We start from the raw sequence: 17,519 nt of genomic DNA on the forward strand, positions 1-17,519 counted from the left end.
ACCAACCCCACCCCCAACCCCAAAGGCCAGAAGCAAAGCCAGCAGGCAACCCAGGACACGCAGCCCCGGAACCCGACAGCATGCCACCCCCAACCCCACCAACCAACCAACAAAAAGAAGGAAGGAGGAGAAGAGGGTCCCGCCCGCCCCCCAGCCACGCAACACACGCAACCACAAGGAAACGAACAGAGTGCCTGCCTGCCCTGCCAGCAAAACAATCTCCCTAGAAAGGAGGTGATCCAGCCGCACCTTCCGGTACGGCTACCTTGTTACGACTTCGTCCCAATCACCAGCCCCGCCTTCGACCGCTCCCCATAAGGCCACGGGCTTCGGGCGTCACCGGCTTTCATGACGTGACGGGCGGTGTGTACAAGGCCCGAGAACGTATTCACCGCGGCGTTGCTGATCCGCGATTACTAGCGACTCCAACTTCACGGTGCCGAGTTGCAGGCACCGATCCGAACTGAGACCGGCTTTAAGGGATTCGCTCCACCTCACGGCATCGCAACCCACTGTACCGGCCATTGTAGCATGCGTGAAGCCCAAGACATAAGGGGCATGATGATTTGACGTCATCCCCACCTTCCTCCGAGTTCACCCCGGCAGTCTCCCGCGAGTCCCCGCCATAACGCGCTGGCAACACGAGACAAGGGTTGCGCTCGTTGCGGGACTTAACCCAACATCTCACGACACGAGCTGACGACAACCATGCACCACCTGCAGACCAGCCCAAACCACAAAAAGCAGCAAGAGAACCACCGTCTCCGGCAGCAACCAGCCCATGTCAAGCCTTGGTAAGGTTCTTCGCGTTGCATCGAATTAATCCGCATGCTCCGCCGCTTGTGCGGGCCCCCGTCAATTCCTTTGAGTTTTAGCCTTGCGGCCGTACTCCCCAGGCGGGGCACTTAACGCGTTAGCTACGGCGCGGAAACCCCGGAAAAGGGCCCCCACACCCAGTGCCCAACGTTTACAGCATGGACTACCAGGGTATCTAATCCTGTTCGCTCCCCACGCTTTCGCTCCTCAGCGTCAGCAACAGCCCAGAGACCCGCCTTCGCCACCGGTGTTCCTCCTGATATCTGCGCATTCCACCGCTACACCAGGAGTTCCAATCTCCCCTACTGCGCTCAAGCCAGCCCGTACCCACCGCAAGCCCCCAGTTAAGCCAGAGGATTTCACGGCAGACGCGACCAGCCGCCTACAAGCCCTTTACGCCCAGTAATTCCGGACAACGCTCGCGCCCTACGTATTACCGCGGCTGCTGGCACGTAGTTAGCCGGCGCTTCCTAACCCGGCTACCGTCAACCCACCCACAAACGAGGCAAGCCTTCACCACCGGAAAAAGAGGTTCACAACCCGAAGGCCTCCATCCCTCACGCGACGTCGCTGCATCAGGCTTCCGCCCATTGTGCAATATTCCCCACTGCTGCCTCCCGCAGGAGTCTGGGCCGTATCTCAGTCCCAGTGTGACCGTCCACCCTCTCAGGCCGGCTACCCGTCAAAGCCTTGGTAAGCCATCACCCCACCAACAAGCTGATAAGCCGCGAGCCCATCCCCCACCAGAACAACCAAAGTTGAACCTATACCAACCCACCCATGCAGGCAGGCCAGACCACCCCGTATTAGCCGCCCTTTCAAGCAGTTATCCAGGAGAAGAGGGCAGGTTACTCACGTGTTACTCACCCGTTCGCCACTAACCAACCCCAGCAAAAAACCAGAGCCAGCCCGTTCGACTTGCATGTGTTAAGCACGCCGCCAGCGTTCGTCCTGAGCCAGGATCAAACTCTCCAAACAAAACAAAAACCAAACAAAGAAACCAACAAAAAACCAACAAAACAAACAAACACGACACACTATCGAGATCCCAAACAACACACCCACGAAGGTTTCGGAAAGCCGTCCGGCTCGCCTCTTCCCTCAAGGCCTGGAGTAGATTAGCCGGACCGTCTGACGCTCGTCAAGCCCGAAATCGGTGATCCCGGTCTCTTTCGAGTCCATCGCCGACATCGATGATGCCGCAGCCCGACTATCTATTTCTCCATGCCACCGCACTCGCCCGCAGGCCCGCGCGGCAGCGAGGAGTAATTTAGGCATATCGGCCGGGATGACGTCAAACAGATTGGAAGTGACGTCCGGCACTCAGGTGCCGCCACCGCTCCGCGGCCACAGTTAGGGTAGCCACATGGCTCCTCGCTCCTCCGGCGGCGACCGCGAACGCTACGCGGTGGACTACGACTGGCTGTGGAACCGGCGCGATCCGACAGCGGCGGCGATTCTGAGGGTGTCCGTCTCCCACCCCACGCCACAGTTGGCTGCACATGCCCTGGAGCGATTTCTCGCGACACTCCCCACCGATGCCAAGGGCGTGCAGGGGCATGAAGGCTGGGCCGTGTTCCCGGTCGCCGGCGATCCGTCTGCCACGGTCAGCTCCATCGACATCGTGTCCGGGGGCGAGGACGTCTCCGATGGAATTCAAGCCGGTGCGGACGCCGTCTTCAACGCCTTGGCACAAGTCGACGGCATCGGCTTGGCCTGGCACCAGCTTACGGCCGATGCCGTTCCCGGCACCCCCGCCGCCGCCCACACGTGCTCATCAGCGTCCCAGCAGGAACTCCCACTCACGCCGGATGAGCCCGTCCTCGATGACGAACACGTCTAGGGATCGCTCACCGTCATCATTGACCAACATCGTCGCAATCAGTCGCCGTTCACGATCACTCATCGCCTCAACACAACGGAACGTGGTGGCGGAGTTCGCGTAAGCGGACTTGATTGCATGCAGGTACCGCTCTTTCCCAACGATCTTGCGCTCACGGCTGCCGTCGATCAGAGTCCACTCGACTTGGGGGTGTAGGAACGTGGCATACGCACGCCAATCCCTCGCGTTCTCCGCAACGAAGAAGCGCGCCACGATCGACTCCAGCTCGCGGTCCGACAGCGCCTCCACGCTGTGATCCTACAAGCAGGCGTACTGGAGCACCTTGCCCGGTATGCGACACCCGGATAGTCTTTAGCGCCCCGGCAGCGAGGCGTTCAGACTCGACCAGTGCCAAGGCAGTGCTAAGGCATTGACCAGCCGGGCAGGTCCAGGAGCTTACGTGGACACTCGTACAGTCCTCGAAATCATCGGATGGATCGGATCCGCTCTCGTCGTCATCTCGCTCGTGGTAGCTAATCAGCGCACCTTCCGCGGCCTCAACCTCACCGGCTCACTCATAGCCACCGCGTACAACGTGGTCCTTGGGGTTTGGCCCGCCGTGGGCATGAACGCCACCATCGCACTCATCGATCTGTACTGGCTGCTGCGGCTGCGCGGCACCGCTCCGCTGACGGCCGATTCCGCGCCGGCTACGCACCGCGATGAACGCCCCTCAGTGGAGGATGTGCTGTCGGAGGATTGACCGCACGGACGACGTCGACGCGGTCAGAAGCAAGCCAAGCAAGGCGGCGGAAATGAGTGGCAAGCGCAAAACGCTGCCGACGCACCAACCACAGCCCGGCCCCTGCCGCAGCGCGAGCAGCATCAGCGATGGGGCCGGGCGGTCGGCGCATACCGCAACGTTGAGTTATCGGCGTGAACGTGTTGCTAAAGATCGGGATTTTGGTTGCTGTGGTGCGGGGAAGTCGGGGTGATTATGGCCTGGGAGGTTAACCCGGGGCGGTGGTTGACTTTCGGGGTAGATGTGCGGGCCGTGAGAACACGGTCCCCACGAGCAAGGCTCTGCCCGATCTGTCAGACCCCTATGAAGAAGCCCGGCCGCACCGCCGCAGGCACCCAACGGTGGAAGTGCACCGCCCCGGTTGGACCGCCCACGCCCCGGTTGGACCGCCCACGCCCCGTTGGACCGCCCACGCCCCGTTGGACCGCTGTAACCGGCGGCTACGGCGGTCCAACCGGGGAACAGCGGTCCAACCGGGGAACAGCGGTCCAACCGGGGAACAGCGGTCCAACCGACAGGCTCAACAGCCACGCACACCGCCACCCAACCGCGCATCGCCACCCAAGCACTGACACAACCGGACCTAGTGAGCCCGGGGGCGCCCGAACCACACACACGTTCGCGCCGACAACCCCGAAGAAGGCCTCTGGAAACGCAAAGGCTGGGCCGGCCGAACCAGCTAGAACACCCCGACACGCCGGTCTAAAGCAACACGTTCGCGCCTATAACCCGCAGCGTTGTTCATTGACTGAACGGACGGCAGGCACAGCCAAGCGGTCCATCCGGCGCCTGAAACAACGAATCGTCCCACCCGGTCAACCGGGCGGGACGATCAATTCCACTTCAGCGGTGGAGCTAGGGGGATTCGAACCCCCGACCTTCTCATTGCGAACGAGACGCGCTACCAACTGCGCCATAGCCCCTGAGCACGGTAGATGGTAGCACCGCAGCCGCGGCGGCCCGCAAGTCGGAGCGCCGTGACTCACGCCACCGACAGCCGGCACCGGAAACCGTTGCCGCCCCGGCCGCGTTTCAGGCACCGGCGCGACGCCGTTCCAGCACCGCCTCCAGGTCGATGGGGTGGAATACCGGCTCATCCGCCCCCACCTCGGGATCGGCGATGGGGTAGGCGTGCGCGCTGCGCGGACGCTCGGGAACCGGCGCAGAGTCGAAGGGTTCCTCCGCGGGCGGCTCATAGCTACGACGCGGAGCGCGGGCGGCCAGCGTGTAGGTCGGCGCCGGAACGCTGACCGGGTGCCAGCCCTGCGGCGGCGTCGCCGGAGCCTTCGCCTCGCGCTGGTCGCCGCGCGTTTCAGCATCGACGACCTCCGGGGGCGCGGTGGGCTCCTCGGTGGAAGCCTCCGCCGGAGTCGCCTTATCGCCCGGCTCCGATCCCTCCTGGACACCGGCCGCCACGGTCGGCTCGTCGCGTTCGACGGCGTCGGATGCCACCGCCGCGGCTTCCGTCTCCTGCACAGCGGTCTCCCGCGCGTCTGTCGCCTGTGCAGCCGTCTCTTGAGCCGGGGCCTCGGCGTCATGCCGCGGCTGAGCCTGCTCATCCGCCTTAACAGACGCGTCCGCAAGCAACCGGCTCGCGGCGGAGCTGCCGGTCAGCGCCGTCAGTTCCCGTTCGAGTGCGGCAATACGACGACGCTCACGCCGGTCGGAGGCCGCCGAGGCGCGCGCCGCCCGTCGTCCCGCGAGCGCGGATCCCCCGAGCAGCGCACCGGGAATGGCAACCACCCACCACGGCATCACAGAAACCGCGGCAACCACGACTGTGCCCGCCGTGACGCCGAGCAGGATCAGTGCGACCGTGGCGCGGTGGGAGGCGGCCACCCGGCGGCGCTCACGAGCGCGCTCATGCGCCTGGCGCAGGCGCACGAGCTCACGCTCCTTGCGCAGCGCCCGCACATTCCTGACTTCGGGCCTGTTCATCGCCCTCACCTCCGGTCGGCGTCGAAAGATCATGGCGTGCCCACCACCGCAGCCCTCCCCGGAGACGGCTGCGCTCCCCGTGGCCAGAAGCCGCAGCCCCGAGGAGTAGCGGTCCTCCGCATTGGCCATACTCATCGCCTCGCGGCGCCCGACCAGGAATGGCAGTAGGTACACGGCGAGAACCGCGACGAGTGCAAGCAGCGCCCACGTTTCGATTCCCACGGCTTAACCGTAGAGGGCACGGGCGGCGGAATTCGGGCACGACCGCGGCGTGTTGGCGCCGGTTGTGGCCGCGATTCCATTAGCAATTCCGTTCCGAATCCCCGGCCCGCGCCACCCGTGCAACAGCTTTCACACTTGCCTCAGCCGCCCCACGAATCCGCCTGCCGGGGCGTCCTCTGCGACGACGGCGAAGGTGACATGATCCGCCCACTGCCCGTTAATGTGCATCAGCCCCCGCCGCACCCCCTCGGAGTGCAGTCCGAGGCGCCGGCACACGGCCAGGCTGCGCGCATTGCTCGGGCGCACGTCGATCTCCACCCGGTGCAGACCGACCCGGGCGCCAAGGAGGTGGTCCAGCACCATCGCCACCGCCAGGGTCATTACTCCGCGTCCCTCCCATGGGGCGCCGATCCAGTAGCCCACGCTCGCGCACTCCAGCGCCCCCCAGCGGATGTAGGAAACCGACACCTGCCCCGCGAACACGCCGTCCACCTCCAGCACGAAGGGCATGGCCTCGCCACGGCGTGCAAGTCGATTCTGGGCGCGCACATAGTCGCGGAAACTGCCGAGGGCGTCGGGGCTGTCCGGCGGCAGCGTCGCCTCCCAGGGGCTCAGTCGGGCGTCGTCGGCCAGGCGCAGCCGTCGCCAGGCCGACTCGTCGCCTACGCGGATGGGGCGCAGCGTCACGGTGCGCGGCCCGCGCGCCAGGCCGCGCGCACTCACCCCCGACTCGGTCAGGACCTCCGGCCAGGGGAAGCGGTTCCCGCCCGGGTGTAACAGATCGCCGAGGTGTCCAATCGCCGTCGGTAAGCGGAGGTCAGGCATCGAGCAGCAGGCAGTACAGCGTGTCGCCGGCGACGATGGTCTGCGTGTCTTCGGGGACGACGGCGATCGCGTTGGCCTGGGCCAGCGCCAGTAGACGCGTGGTGCCCGGCCGCCCCGTCGGCTCGGCGGTGTAGCCGCGCGCCGGCGAACCGCTCAGGTGTACGGGCACGAACTGCCGCTTGCGGGCCGGCGAGTGCCAGCCGGAAGCGAGCGTCGCCGGCACCGAGGCGCGATGCAGGTCCTGCCAGCCGGCGATCTGCCGCAGCACCGGGCGAATGAAGGTCTCGAAGGCGATCTGCGCGCTCACGGGGTCCCCGGGCAGGCAGAAGATCGGTGTGCCCTCGATCGTGCCCACGCCCAGCTGGCGTCCCGGCGACATGGCCACGGAGTCGAAGCGCACCGTACCCAGGGGTGTCAACACGTCCTTGACCGTGTCGCCCTGGCCCACACTCAGGCCGCCGGTGGTGATGAGCACGTCGGCGCGCACCAACTGGTCCTCGATGGTCTCCGCCAGCGCCCCCAGTTCGTCGGGCACCGCCGCCACCCGGAAGGCCTGGCCGCCGGCATCTGTGACGGCGCACGCCAGGGCGTGGCCGTTGGCGTCGAAAACGTCGCCGGCCTCGCGGGAGCCGTCGGGCTCAACGAGTTCGTCACCGACGGAGATGATGACCACGCGCGGCGCCGGATGCACCTTGACCCGGTGGCGGCCGATACCGGCCAGCAGCGCGATCTGACGCGCCGAAATGCGCGAGCCCTGCGGCAGCACGGTGGTGCCCGCCTGCACGTCCTCGGCCCGACGGCGCACGTTCTCTCCGGCGGTCACCATCGCCCGCACCTGCACGCGGGATTCACCGCGGTCCGTGTCCGTCCACGGCACCACGGCGTCGGCACCCAGTGGTAGCGGGGCGCCGGAGTCGATGAGGATGGCCGCGCCCGGCACCAGGCGGGTGGGGCGCATGTCGCCGGCGCGCACGGCATCCATCACCTCCAGGGTGACGGGGCTTCCGGCCGCGGCATCGGCGACGTCGGCGGCGGCGACCGCATAGCCGTCCAGTCCGGCCAGGTCTACCGCGGGCAGGTCAAGGTCGGCGACGACGTCCTCGGCCAGTACGCAGCCGACCGCGTCCAGCAGCACCACGTCCAGGGGGGCCGCGGCCCGGGCGATCTCCAGGCAGGCCGCCAGGTGCTCAGCAACAGTGCGCATGTGGGCTTCGTCCTCCTCCTGCCCGGCCGGGTTCCCGGGCGTACCGCGCACCAGGCTACCTGGCCGCGTCGGACGGCCCGGCAGCAAACCGGGTTGCGGACCACCTGCGATAATGCAGTCATGAGCACTCGGGCACGCGTCCTGCCAGACACCAGTTCACTGGCGGCCGACGACGCCAAGGAGCAACTGCGCCGTGTTCTGCGCGAGCACCGCGCCGCCCGCCACCGCCACCCCGAGCACGGTCACAACGACACCTGTGAGCGGCTCACCGCCCATATCCTCCAGGCCATCTCCGGCATGGACACGGTGGCCGCCTACGTGTCCGTGGGCCACGAGCCGTGCACCCGACTGCTACTGCAACAACTTGAAGAATCCGGCACGCGCGTGCTGTTGCCCGTGCTCGGCCCGCACCTGGCGCGCTCCTGGGGCTACTTCCACGGGGTCGCCGACCTGGCGGAGCGCTCCCCCGGCCGCCCGCCGGAGCCGAGCGGTGAGGTGCTGCCCGCCGCCGCCATTGCCGACGCCGAGGCCGTGATCGTGCCGGCACTCGCCGTCGACCGCTCGGGCCGGCGACTGGGCCAGGGCGGCGGCTGGTACGACCGGGTGCTGCCATTGCGCCGCGCCGGCGTGCCGGTGTTCGCGGTGGTGCACGACGACGAGCTGGTGGCCGGTCCGTTGCCAGCCCAGGCGCACGATGCGCCCGTCGACGTCGTCATCACTCCCGACGAGTGGTTCCTGCTGGAGGGCTCGGCCTTCGCCGGCACCCCCACCGACCAGGACTGACCGCCGTCGGCACCCCTCGCCGCGGCCGCGCCGTCACCGCAGTCCACAGGGGCGGTTGGCGACACCCCACGCCCGTTCCATTCACAGGGCCGGCACGCGCGTGAGCGGGCTGTGCCACTTTGAGTCCATGTCTCGCCCTCGCCGTCGCCCCGACCGCACGCCTCGTTCCAACCACTCCCCGCAACCCGACGGGCGCCGCCCGACGCGCCCGTCCCTGCTGCTGTGGCGGCAACGCCACCTGGTGGTCGCCGTCTGTCTGGCCGCCGCCGTGATGGCGGCGCTCGGCGTGCTCCGCCCGGCACCGGAGGGTCTGCAGGAGGTGCTTGTAGCGGCCCGCCACGTCAACGCCGGTGCCGTGCTGACCGAGGCGGACATTGAGATGCGGGCGGTGGCGCAGTCCGCCCTGCCCGAGACCGGCCTGGCCGACACGGACGTGGTGGGCAGTCGCGCCGCGATCGCCCTGGAGGAGGGCACGGTGCTGACCACGTCCATGACGAGTGCGGCCCTGGCCACCACCCTGACGCCGTCGGAGCGGCTGGTGCAGGTGCCCATCGATGTTGGAGCGGAGTTGGCGGAGCCCGGAGCGCGGGTAGATGTGGTGGCCGAGCGCAGCGCCGCGGCCGTCGGAGACGCGGGCAACTCCTCCGCCGTCGTGTGTGCGGGCGCGCGGGTGGTGCTCACGCAGCAGGAGGGCGATACCGACCGGTGGACCGCACAGACGAAGGTCACACTCGTTACGCTTGCTGTCCCGGCGGTGGACGCTAACCTAATCGTAGGCGCGGCCACGAATGGTGCGCTCGGCATTGTGCTGAGCCCATGACGTCGCCCGCCTCTTGCCATGCGGCCGCGGCCCGTCCCCGGGCTGCCGAGTCGCTCCCGCACCGTGACTTCCGCGAGTGGCACACCTGCGCCCTCGCTCCACACCGAAAGGCACCACATGCTCAAGGGATTCAAGGAGTTCATCGCCCAGGGCAACGTCCTGGAACTGGCCGTCGCCGTCATCATCGGTGGCGCCTTCGCCCCCATCGTTCAGGCCATCACCGACGTCATCATGGGCATCATCGGCGCCCTGGTGAAGCAGCCGAACTTCAACTCCGTGTTGCAGTTCTCCATCAACGGCTCCGACCCGATCCAGCCGGGCACGATCATCACCGCGCTAGTCAACTTCCTGCTCGTCGCCGCCGCCGTCTACTTCTGCGTCGTCGCGCCGATGAACAAGCTCACCGCGCGCCTGAAGAAGGAAGAGGAGGAGGCCGCCGAGCCCACCGACGTCGAGCTGCTGACCGAGATCCGCGACCTGCTCAAGCAGCAGGGCTGAGCCGATCACTGGCTCCCACCGGTCGGCCGTGACGCCGACGGTCGGAGCCAGGAGAAATGAAGTGGCGTCCGTCTTACGGCGGGCGCCACTTCGTTTTGTCCACGCGCGGCCTTCGCCGCTGCGGGCGGCTCAGCCCCAGTGGGGTGGCACTTCGCGCAGCAGCCGGGCGTCATTGGCGCGGTCGGAGCCCTCGCGGCCATTGACCCCGCCCTCGCGAGAACGCGCGTCGGTGAGCGCGTCCGTGCCGCGTCGACGCTCCGCCTCCGCCTGCGCCTGCGGTGCCTCGCCCCGGGCCACGCGGACCGCGTCCTGTGGGGACAGCGCGACGACGCGACGCCTACCACGCCTGATACCGGCCCCCGTCACGTCGGGCGCCTCATCCGCGTCGTGTGTGTGCAAGTCGCCCATCGTTCAGCGGCTCCGGCGCACGGCGTTGGCCAGCACGGCGTCGATCCCGGCCCCGTGACGGGTCAGGGCCAGCGCGTCGCGCAGCTGCTCGACCTCCTCGGCCTCGCTGCGCTGCACGCCGTCGGAGCGGATCCAGGCGACGAGCTCGTCGAGCTGGTCGTCGGAGTAGGCCTGTAGCGGCAGCCCCTGCGCGATCGGCGGGCGTTCGCCGCGCACGGGCGCGTCAAGCTGGGTCTGGTGCGGGGATGCCGTCTTCCCCGACTGCCCGGTCGCGCTTGACTCCGCCGGTTCGACGGGATGGGGTTCGGCGTCCTCCATGTGCTGCGGCAGGGGGGTGGCCGTCGCGACCTCGGTGCGGGAGGCGAGCACCGCCAGCACTTGCGCCTCGATCTTGCTCGCCTCCCCCTCCACGTCGACGAACACGCCCGCCGAGTAGGCCATGTGCACGCGCCAGCCGCGCTGCTGGAGCCGCTCCACCCAGTGCCGGTCACGCCGACGCAGGCTCCGCTCCGCCACGTACTGCTCGTCGTCGGTAAGCACGGCGACCAGCAGTTCGCCCGGCAGGTCCGGGTGGCCGATGGCCAGCGGGATGCGCACCCCGCCTTCAATGCCGTAGCGGGGCACCACCACCAGCCCCTTGCGCCACAGGTGCTCGGCCAGCTCGACGAGCAGCCGCTCGGGGGCTACCTCCTCCTGCTGCGGGTACTGCGCACCGGAGTCGGCGGCATGCACCAGCACCTCGCGCAGCAGTCGGGCACCGGGAGCGTGCAGGCGCTCGGCGTCGATGTCGTCGGGTCCCAGGCAGGACACGATTTGGGTGCTGCCGCGCGAGGCGCACAGCGCGTCCACTAGGCCGAGCATGCCGCCGAGGTCGCTGACCTCCCCGAAGTTGTGGATCGTGCGCCCGTGCGGAGTCTTGGCGTAGCCGACGGAGACGATGATGTGGTCACGGCGCAGCGAGCGCGCCTCCCCCAGGTCCACGACGACGAAGGGCTCGGATACGCCCGTCTCGAAGTAGTCGGCCAGGGCCGGTGAGCCGGCAACGGCGGCGGTCGTGGCGCGGCGGATCTCCTCGGCGTGTCGGGCGTTGAGCGCGATGACGCCGAGGGACTGCTCGGGGTGGGTCAGGGCGTGGTCGATGATCAGGTCGACCACCCGGTTGACCTCCGCGGGAACCGACTCAACGGCGGTGTGCCCCGGAGCGGGCATGCCCCGGCCGTCAACCAGGGAAAGAGACAGGCGGGAGCGGCCCGGCGGCGCCGGGATCGCCTCAACGACGTCGTCGTAGCCGTTGGCGGCGAGGAAGCCGGCAATCTCCGCATCCAGGGTGTTGCGGCCGGTCGGCAGCGTCACCCGCGGCAGCAGCGGGCCGAGTTCGGAGGCCAGCCCGGAGGTTGAGCGGCGGGGATCACCGACGACGAGCACCTGCTCGGCGCGCACGAAGGCGGGCATGACCCGGGACACCGGCACGTGGGCGGAGGCGTCCAGGATCGCCAGGTCCACCACGGCGTCGGCGGTGAACACCTGCGGCACCAGCGTGGGCGGAATGATCCACACGGGCTTGGCGACCAGGGCCAGCGGGTGGGCGGCAATGATGTCGCGCAGTGGCACCCCCTCCTCCAGCGAGAGGGCGCGGTACAGGCTACGGGCGGCGTCCTTGTCGGCGTCGACGGTCTCGCGGACGCGGCGGGTGCAGGCCTGGGCGACGGGGCCGGCCAGAGAGTCGGCCTGAGAGGCGTCCAGCTCGCGCAGGGATACGGCGAGGTCGTTGAGGGCGTCCGCGTCCAGTCCGCCCAGGTCGGGGTCGTCTTGCATGATCTGCCCGAGCAGGGAGTACCACCAGCAGTAGGTGAGCTCGTCATCGATCTGTGCCGGTTCCACATCACGTGCCGCCAGGTCGTCCAGCAGCGGGGTCAGGCCCAGGTCGCTGAGGGCGGTGACCACGCGGTTGATCTCCGGGAGCTTGTGGACGGTGACGTCGTCGGCAGCCAGCACGCGGGCGCGCTGCTCCAACTCGGTCAACGGCAGGTCCATCAGGACCATGTCCGCGCCGATAATCGGCTGCAGCGCGGTCACGGCGTCGCGGGCGCGTTCGGCCACACGCTGCATCTGGTCCAATCCCTGCGGCAGGTGCGGCCAGCCGCCCTCGGGGTCGTAGCGGCGCCACACCTCGCGGCGCTGCTGCACCTTGGCCAGCTCCCCATGCAGGTCGGCCACTTCCCGGCCGGGGCGCACCAGGTCCCGGGCCTGCTTGACGAACCGGCGCCGGGCGGCATAGCCCATCTCCACGCTGTGCTCCTGGCGCCAGTGCTTCGAGGCGGTGGCAATGACCATGTCGGCCGCAGAGCGTTCGAAGACCTCGGGCAAGAAGACGTCCAGGGAGTCGCGCACGCCGTCGAGCATTTCCAGCTGCTCACACCACTGGCCGAGCGTTTCGGCGCGGGTGATGCCGGTGGAGGTGTGCACCGCCTCAATATGCTCACCGACGGCGGGCAGCAGCTCGTCGGCGAGCCGGGTCAGTCGGGCCAGCGCGTCGGTGGCCTCGTCGACGTCGGCCACGGCCATACCGTTCCAGGCCGAATCCGCCAGGGCGGAGGTGAACAGGCCGAGCGCGTGGGCTCGGTGCAGCAGTTCGGACGCGCGCCGGCGTCCGTCGGCGTTCAGGCGCTCCAGGTGTCCGGGGGTGACGCGGGCGTTGGTGCGGGCGCGGCCGGAGGTGAGTTCGGCGAGCTGCTGCAGCGCGTCGTAGGCGGAGGCACCCCACGGTTCGCGCGGCTTGTGCAGGGCGGCCACGTAGCGGGAGAGCTTCTCGCGCACGGAGGTCAGACGGTTGCGCATGCCGACAATGGCGGTCACATCCAGGTCGGGAACGTTGACGCCCATGGCGGTCTTGATTTCCTCGGCCGCATGACGCCGCCAGGCGGGGTCCTCGGTGAGGTCGATCACGATGGAGCCCAGGCCGAGTTCGCGCAGGGCGGCGGCCACGGCGTGCCCGTCGGCGCTGGTGGCGGGCACGTGCAGCACGGTGCGGCCCAGAGCCGCGGCGTCGGCCATGATGGCGGCGAGGACGGCGGCCACGTCGGAGCCGGGTGGCGCGTCCAGCAGCAGGGAGGCGCCGGAGCCCACCGCCTCGACAGCGTCGAGTTGAGCCGGATCCAGGTCGCCCACGCCCCGCTCATCTTCGGGGGCCCGATCGGTGGGGTTGGGCTCAGGCAGGGCCACATCCAGGGCGGCCCGGGCCTCGGCGTCGCCGGCGAGCGCGGCCACGAGTGCAGAAGTGCGGGCGCGGTCGACGGTGGCGTCGAAGTCCTCGAGGAGCGCCTGCCCGGGGTGGACGAAGGCACCAACGACGAGCCGCTCGTGGATCTCGAAGCCGGGCAGGAACTCGCGTCCGAGCGAGCCGATGCCGCTGAGCGCGTCGCGCGGGGTGAAGCCGTCGTCGGCCAGGGTGGCGCGGGCGACGACGTCGACGTCCACCGTGCAGCCATGGCGGCGCAGCGCCCGAGTCAGGACCGGGTTGACCTCGATCGACGTATCCAGGGTGAGGGCGGCATCCGCGCCGGCGCTGGACAGCCGCACCGGCCGCAGAAGCACGGGAGCGCTGACGGTGCGCACGGCGACCGGCCGGGCGGAGGGCGCGTCGGTGTCGGTCACGTCGGCGGCAGGCGTGGCAGAGGGCGCCGCTTCGGGAGCCTCCGGATCGGCGCTGCCATCGTCGGAGGCGTCAGCCTCGGCGTTCGCGGCGGCTCGTGCGGCGGCGGGGCCGGCTGCGGCAGCATCGTCTGCCGGGCTGGGCGTGGGGAAGGCATCGTCGTCATCCGCTGTGGGTACCGGCTCGGTCCAGCCGGCCACGCCAATGGCCAGGTACACGGGAGCCACGCCGAACCGACGGGAGAGCTGGTCGGTGCGGCTGGCGAGTTCATGCAGGGACTGCCGGGCGATGCCGAGTGCGACGCGCTCGCGCACGAGGCTGCCCAGGTGGGTCGGGCGGCCTGCGTACAGCTGAGCGAGGCCCGAGGGGTGGGCGGCGGTCAGGTCGACAATGCCGTCGTGGTCGGAGAAGGCGTCGAGGCTGGAGGTGCCGCCGAGGTCGGCCAGTTCCTGGCGCCAGTCGTCGAGGGCCTCGTCGATACGGGCCCGACGCTCGGCGTCTGACACCGGGGTGCCACCGGACTGCGTGGCCGCGGCGGGGTCCGCGGGCAGGTCGACGTCCTCGGGGTCGCGCGTCTGCGCCCCGGCGTCGTGCCGGTTGCGGCCCAGAGAGAACAGTGGAGGCGTCATATTTCCTCACGATATCCGCCCGGCCGCGGCGGGCGGCGCCGACTCACCGATAGCGCGGGAATCTGCGGCGATGTCCCGACGGAGCCACACCGGCACGGCGAGAACCTGCCTACCTAATGGGCTCTTCGTGTTTGTGGATGTGGTGGTTCGGGCCGGCGCTGCGTGTGGGTGGTCGTTGTCCGGGACCGGAGGTCGTATTCGGGTGCGTGAGGTCGTTTTCGGGTCGCCGAGGACGTCGTCGGACCGGCCGCCTTCATTTCGCCCCACGCCCGCCACGCGACCCGGCCACGCCCACAAACCCATTGACAGGCTCGCCTGGAAGCGGGACCGTCTGCTACGCCACTTCCCGGTCTGCTACGCCGCTTCGGGGTTAACAACGCCGGTTAACCGTCTGCTGAAGGAACTGCAGGTGTACAGCAGAACGTTAAGTAGCGTCGTTAACGCCCAACCGGCACACCACACACCCCACCCCGTGTTATGGCTCAGGACATCGGTGACAGTTCTGCCGCAGCCCGCCACAACCACCACACCCCCAAACCGGAAAAGCCGATTTGGACCGCCCCAGTGGCGCACTACGGCGGTCCAAATGGAGGCTGACGGTCCACACAGAGGAAAGCGGTCCGAACAGTGCAGTCCGGCGGCGGGCAGCCTCACAGCACGCCGGTCTACAGCGGCACGCCCGCACCGAAAAATCCCGAAACCCGGCGTCTCCACGGCACTCCGGCCTAAAGCACCGCGTTCGCGCTGATGGCCCGGTTTCCGCGTGGTTGTGCGGGAAGGCGGCTGGTGCCCCCGGCGCGATTCGAACGCGCGACACCCGCTTTAGGAGAGCGGTGCTCTATCCCCTGAGCTACGAGGGCCGGCTGAGGACGGCTGCGATCCTACCCGATCGCAACCCGTCCCCAATTCCGTCGCCGGTTCGAGTGGTGCCGACCGCGTGCGCGACCGGCATCGTCTCCGTCAGGCGCGCGACCAGGGGGTGGTCTGAGTGCGGCCCACGCGTACGTCCTCTTCTCGCGTGCGAGCGGGAACCACCATGACGGGGCAGGAAGCGTGTGAGAGAACACCCTGGCTGACCGAGCCCAGCAGCAGTCCGGAGAAGCCGCCGCGACCGCGAGAGCCGACCACCACTAGGTCGACCGCGGTGGAGAACTCGGACATCAGTTCGGCGGCGTTGCCGTCCAGGGCGTGGCGGCGCACCACGACGTCGGGGTGGCCCTCGGTGGCCTCGGCGATGGCCCGGTCCAGGCCCGAGCGCACGTCGGTGAGAACCTGCTCGCGATCAACGGCGGCGGGCAGCCAGGCGAGCGCCCCCGCGCCAGAGGCCATGGGGACGGCTGCGATCGCGGTCAGCTCAGCGCCCCAGGCCTCGGCCTCGCGCACCGCCCACCTCAGGGCCTTGCGCGCCGAATCGGAGCCGTCGACGCCGACGACAATGCGGCGCACGGGGGTGAAGGCAGAGCCCTCCGTGTGGCGCGGAACCACGACGGCGGGGCAGTGGCTGTGCGCCGGTAGGGCCGAGGACACGGTTCCGAGCAGCCGGTCGGCGAAGCCTCCACCGCCGCGAGTGCCCACCACGGCGAGGGAGGCGTCCTCGGACAGGTCAACCAGCACGCCGGCTGGATCTCCGGTCTCCAGGGAGCTGGTCACGGTTACGCCCCGCCCCTGGGCGCGGGCGACCGCCTCGTTGACGACCGCTTCGGCGCCGGAGCGCACGGCCGAGTCATCCAGAGCGGCGTAGCCGCCGTCGAGCGAGGCGGTGGTGAAGGAAGGCAAGGAGTAGGCGCACAGGATGTGCACGCGCCAGCCGCTGCAAGCCGCACGGTCAACCGCCCAGTCAACCGCCTCCAGGGATTCGGGTGAGCCGTCAACTCCGACGAGGACGACCTTGTCTTCAGCCATGGGTTGTGTCCCTTTCTTCGAGCATCGGGTACTCGACCCGACTCATTGTGCCCTGCAGGCGGGCGTGTTCCAAAACACGTTTTGAAGATAGCACGTGGGGGCGGCCGGCCACACGGCCGACCGCCCCCACGTCAGGAAGCAGTTAAGCGTACGGTTCAGCCCACGCGCACATACTGCGGGGAGCCGTACACGGCGCGGTAGGACACGCCGACACTCGGGTTACCGGCGTCAATCATCATGCCGCCACCCGCGTAAATCCCGACGTGGCCGCCGTAGTAGACGATATCGCCCGGCTGGGCCGCAGCCGCGGACACGATCGTGCCGGAGGCGCCCTGGGCGTACGAGGTGCGCGGCAGGGAGATGCCGACCTGGCCGTAGACGTACTGGACCAGCCCAGAGCAGTCGAAACCGCCGTTGGCCGGGTTATTGGAGCCGTAGACGTAGGCCATGCCGGTGTACTGCATGGCGATCGAGACGACGGAGGAACCGGACGCGTTGGCGGGCGCGGCGGTGGCCGCGGCCTGGGTGGCGTCGGCGGTGGCCTCGGTAGTGCCCGCCGCGTCGGCGGCGGTCGCATCCGTGGCAGCGACGTCGGCGGCGACCTCGGTCTCCTCGGTCGCCTCGACCTCGGGCTCCTCCTCGACCTCAATGACCGGGGCCTCGGCGGTCGGGGTGTCCACGGTCTCGACGTCGCTGGGGACGGAGACGGAGTCGGCGACCTGCACGGCCTCGTTGGTGGAGACGGCAGTGCGCGCCTCGGCGGCGAGCGCACCCACGCCCTGAGTCTCAAGTGAGCCGGCGGACTGCGCGGCCTCGTTGGTGTTCGCGGCAGAGGCACCGGAAGCGATCATGCCCAGGGCCAGACCCGAGGATGCGGCCACTGCGAAGCCACGGCGGGCGACCGGAGCGACTGAGTTCATCGGGGTCAACGGCCGAGCGGCCTTGCGGTGCCGAGCCGAGGTGCGTGTTGTCATGTAGTGGTTCTCCTCTGAGATGCCGACGAGGTGAGCTGTCGGGTTCGGACTGGAGACGCCCGGCCCGCATCACGCGGGCTTCACCCCAAGGCTCCAGTCGATGCCGGAGCCGCTTTTGGTTCCCCCGTTCCTGCCTTGGTATGTGGGATATGGCTGCCGGAACCGAGCGGCAGGATTAGGCCTCGTTTCCAGCGCCACGAGCGGCTAGCGCCCGCAACGGTGAA

At 68.9% G+C, this 17,519-nt stretch carries 13 protein-coding genes, 2 tRNA genes, 1 rRNA gene, 1 pseudogene and 1 riboswitch; of the genes and pseudogenes, 6 read left to right on the forward strand and 11 right to left on the reverse strand.

Features of this window, described 5'->3' with window-relative positions:
* Positions 1–227: 227 nt before the first annotated feature.
* Positions 228–1,794: ribosomal RNA gene (locus C3B71_RS12490) — 16S ribosomal RNA — on the reverse strand.
* Between the two features lie 388 nt (positions 1,795–2,182).
* Here C3B71_RS12490 and C3B71_RS12495 point away from each other — a divergent pair.
* The gene (locus tag C3B71_RS12495) at positions 2,183–2,659 is read left to right on the forward strand and encodes a hypothetical protein (RefSeq protein ID WP_108968464.1); all 477 of its coding nucleotides are present in this window, start codon (positions 2,183–2,185) and stop codon (positions 2,657–2,659) included.
* Here the strand turns inward: C3B71_RS12495 and C3B71_RS12500 are convergent.
* On the reverse strand, positions 2,594–2,947 hold the full coding sequence (locus C3B71_RS12500) for a nuclear transport factor 2 family protein (RefSeq protein ID WP_234415914.1): 354 nt from the start codon (positions 2,945–2,947) through the stop codon (positions 2,594–2,596). The genes C3B71_RS12495 and C3B71_RS12500 overlap by 66 nt on opposite strands.
* A gap of 151 nt (positions 2,948–3,098) precedes the next feature.
* Between C3B71_RS12500 and C3B71_RS12505 the strand changes: the two genes are divergently transcribed.
* Both C3B71_RS12505 and C3B71_RS16970 read left to right on the forward strand, forming a co-directional pair.
* A complete protein-coding gene (locus C3B71_RS12505; protein WP_108968466.1) occupies positions 3,099–3,401 on the forward strand; it encodes a YgjV family protein in 303 nt (100 codons plus the stop codon).
* 234 nt (positions 3,402–3,635) lie between these two features.
* A pseudogene (locus C3B71_RS16970) lies at positions 3,636–3,785 on the forward strand (hypothetical protein); the annotation flags it as partial.
* A gap of 505 nt (positions 3,786–4,290) precedes the next feature.
* On the opposite strand, the gene C3B71_RS12510 reads toward C3B71_RS16970, so the two are convergent.
* The 4 genes from C3B71_RS12510 to C3B71_RS12525 form a co-directional block, all read right to left on the reverse strand.
* Positions 4,291–4,363 (reverse strand) — tRNA-Ala (locus C3B71_RS12510).
* Between the two features lie 109 nt (positions 4,364–4,472).
* The gene (locus C3B71_RS12515; RefSeq protein ID WP_108968468.1) at positions 4,473–5,600 is read right to left on the reverse strand and encodes a hypothetical protein; all 1,128 of its coding nucleotides are present in this window, start codon (positions 5,598–5,600) and stop codon (positions 4,473–4,475) included.
* A gap of 129 nt (positions 5,601–5,729) precedes the next feature.
* Complete coding sequence (locus C3B71_RS12520) at positions 5,730–6,425, reverse strand: GNAT family N-acetyltransferase (protein ID WP_108968470.1); 696 nt, start codon at positions 6,423–6,425, stop codon at positions 5,730–5,732.
* Positions 6,418–7,629: a molybdopterin molybdotransferase MoeA gene (locus C3B71_RS12525; RefSeq protein WP_073329387.1), complete on the reverse strand. Its 1,212-nt coding sequence runs from the start codon at positions 7,627–7,629 to the stop codon at positions 6,418–6,420. Before C3B71_RS12525 ends, C3B71_RS12520 begins: the two co-directional genes overlap by 8 nt.
* Positions 7,630–7,749: 120 nt before the next feature.
* On the opposite strand from C3B71_RS12525, the gene C3B71_RS12530 reads away from it, so the two are divergent.
* From C3B71_RS12530 to mscL, 3 genes are all read left to right on the forward strand, one after another.
* Complete coding sequence (locus C3B71_RS12530) at positions 7,750–8,412, forward strand: 5-formyltetrahydrofolate cyclo-ligase (RefSeq protein ID WP_108968471.1); 663 nt, start codon at positions 7,750–7,752, stop codon at positions 8,410–8,412.
* Between the two features lie 127 nt (positions 8,413–8,539).
* Complete coding sequence (locus tag C3B71_RS12535; protein WP_309300317.1) at positions 8,540–9,232, forward strand: RcpC/CpaB family pilus assembly protein; 693 nt, start codon at positions 8,540–8,542, stop codon at positions 9,230–9,232.
* A 117-nt stretch (positions 9,233–9,349) separates the two neighbouring features.
* Positions 9,350–9,730: a large conductance mechanosensitive channel protein MscL gene (mscL, locus tag C3B71_RS12540; protein WP_073329218.1), complete on the forward strand. Its 381-nt coding sequence runs from the start codon at positions 9,350–9,352 to the stop codon at positions 9,728–9,730.
* Positions 9,731–9,859: 129 nt separating this feature from the next.
* Here mscL and C3B71_RS12545 read toward each other — a convergent pair whose 3' ends face one another.
* The 5 genes from C3B71_RS12545 to C3B71_RS12565 all read right to left on the reverse strand — a co-directional run bounded on the left by C3B71_RS12545 (position 9,860) and on the right by C3B71_RS12565 (position 17,295).
* On the reverse strand, positions 9,860–10,129 hold the full coding sequence (locus C3B71_RS12545; RefSeq protein ID WP_234415915.1) for a transcriptional regulator: 270 nt from the start codon (positions 10,127–10,129) through the stop codon (positions 9,860–9,862).
* Positions 10,130–10,141: 12 nt separating this feature from the next.
* A complete protein-coding gene (locus tag C3B71_RS12550; protein WP_108968473.1) occupies positions 10,142–14,419 on the reverse strand; it encodes a DNA helicase in 4,278 nt (1,425 codons plus the stop codon).
* Positions 14,420–15,203: 784 nt separating this feature from the next.
* Positions 15,204–15,279, reverse strand: a tRNA-Arg gene (locus C3B71_RS12555).
* Between the two features lie 100 nt (positions 15,280–15,379).
* Positions 15,380–16,321 (reverse strand): universal stress protein, encoded by a 942-nt coding sequence (locus C3B71_RS12560; protein ID WP_073329212.1) that lies wholly within the window; start codon positions 16,319–16,321, stop codon positions 15,380–15,382.
* Between the two features lie 155 nt (positions 16,322–16,476).
* Positions 16,477–17,295 (reverse strand): C40 family peptidase, encoded by an 819-nt coding sequence (locus C3B71_RS12565; protein WP_108968476.1) that lies wholly within the window; start codon positions 17,293–17,295, stop codon positions 16,477–16,479.
* Between the two features lie 5 nt (positions 17,296–17,300).
* Positions 17,301–17,460, reverse strand: a riboswitch (cyclic di-AMP (ydaO/yuaA leader).
* Between the last annotated feature and the right edge of the window lie 59 nt (positions 17,461–17,519).

This window comes from Actinomyces sp. Z16 (assembly GCF_003111765.1).
In the GTDB taxonomy this organism is placed as follows: Bacteria; Actinomycetota; Actinomycetes; order Actinomycetales; family Actinomycetaceae; genus Actinomyces; species Actinomyces glycerinitolerans.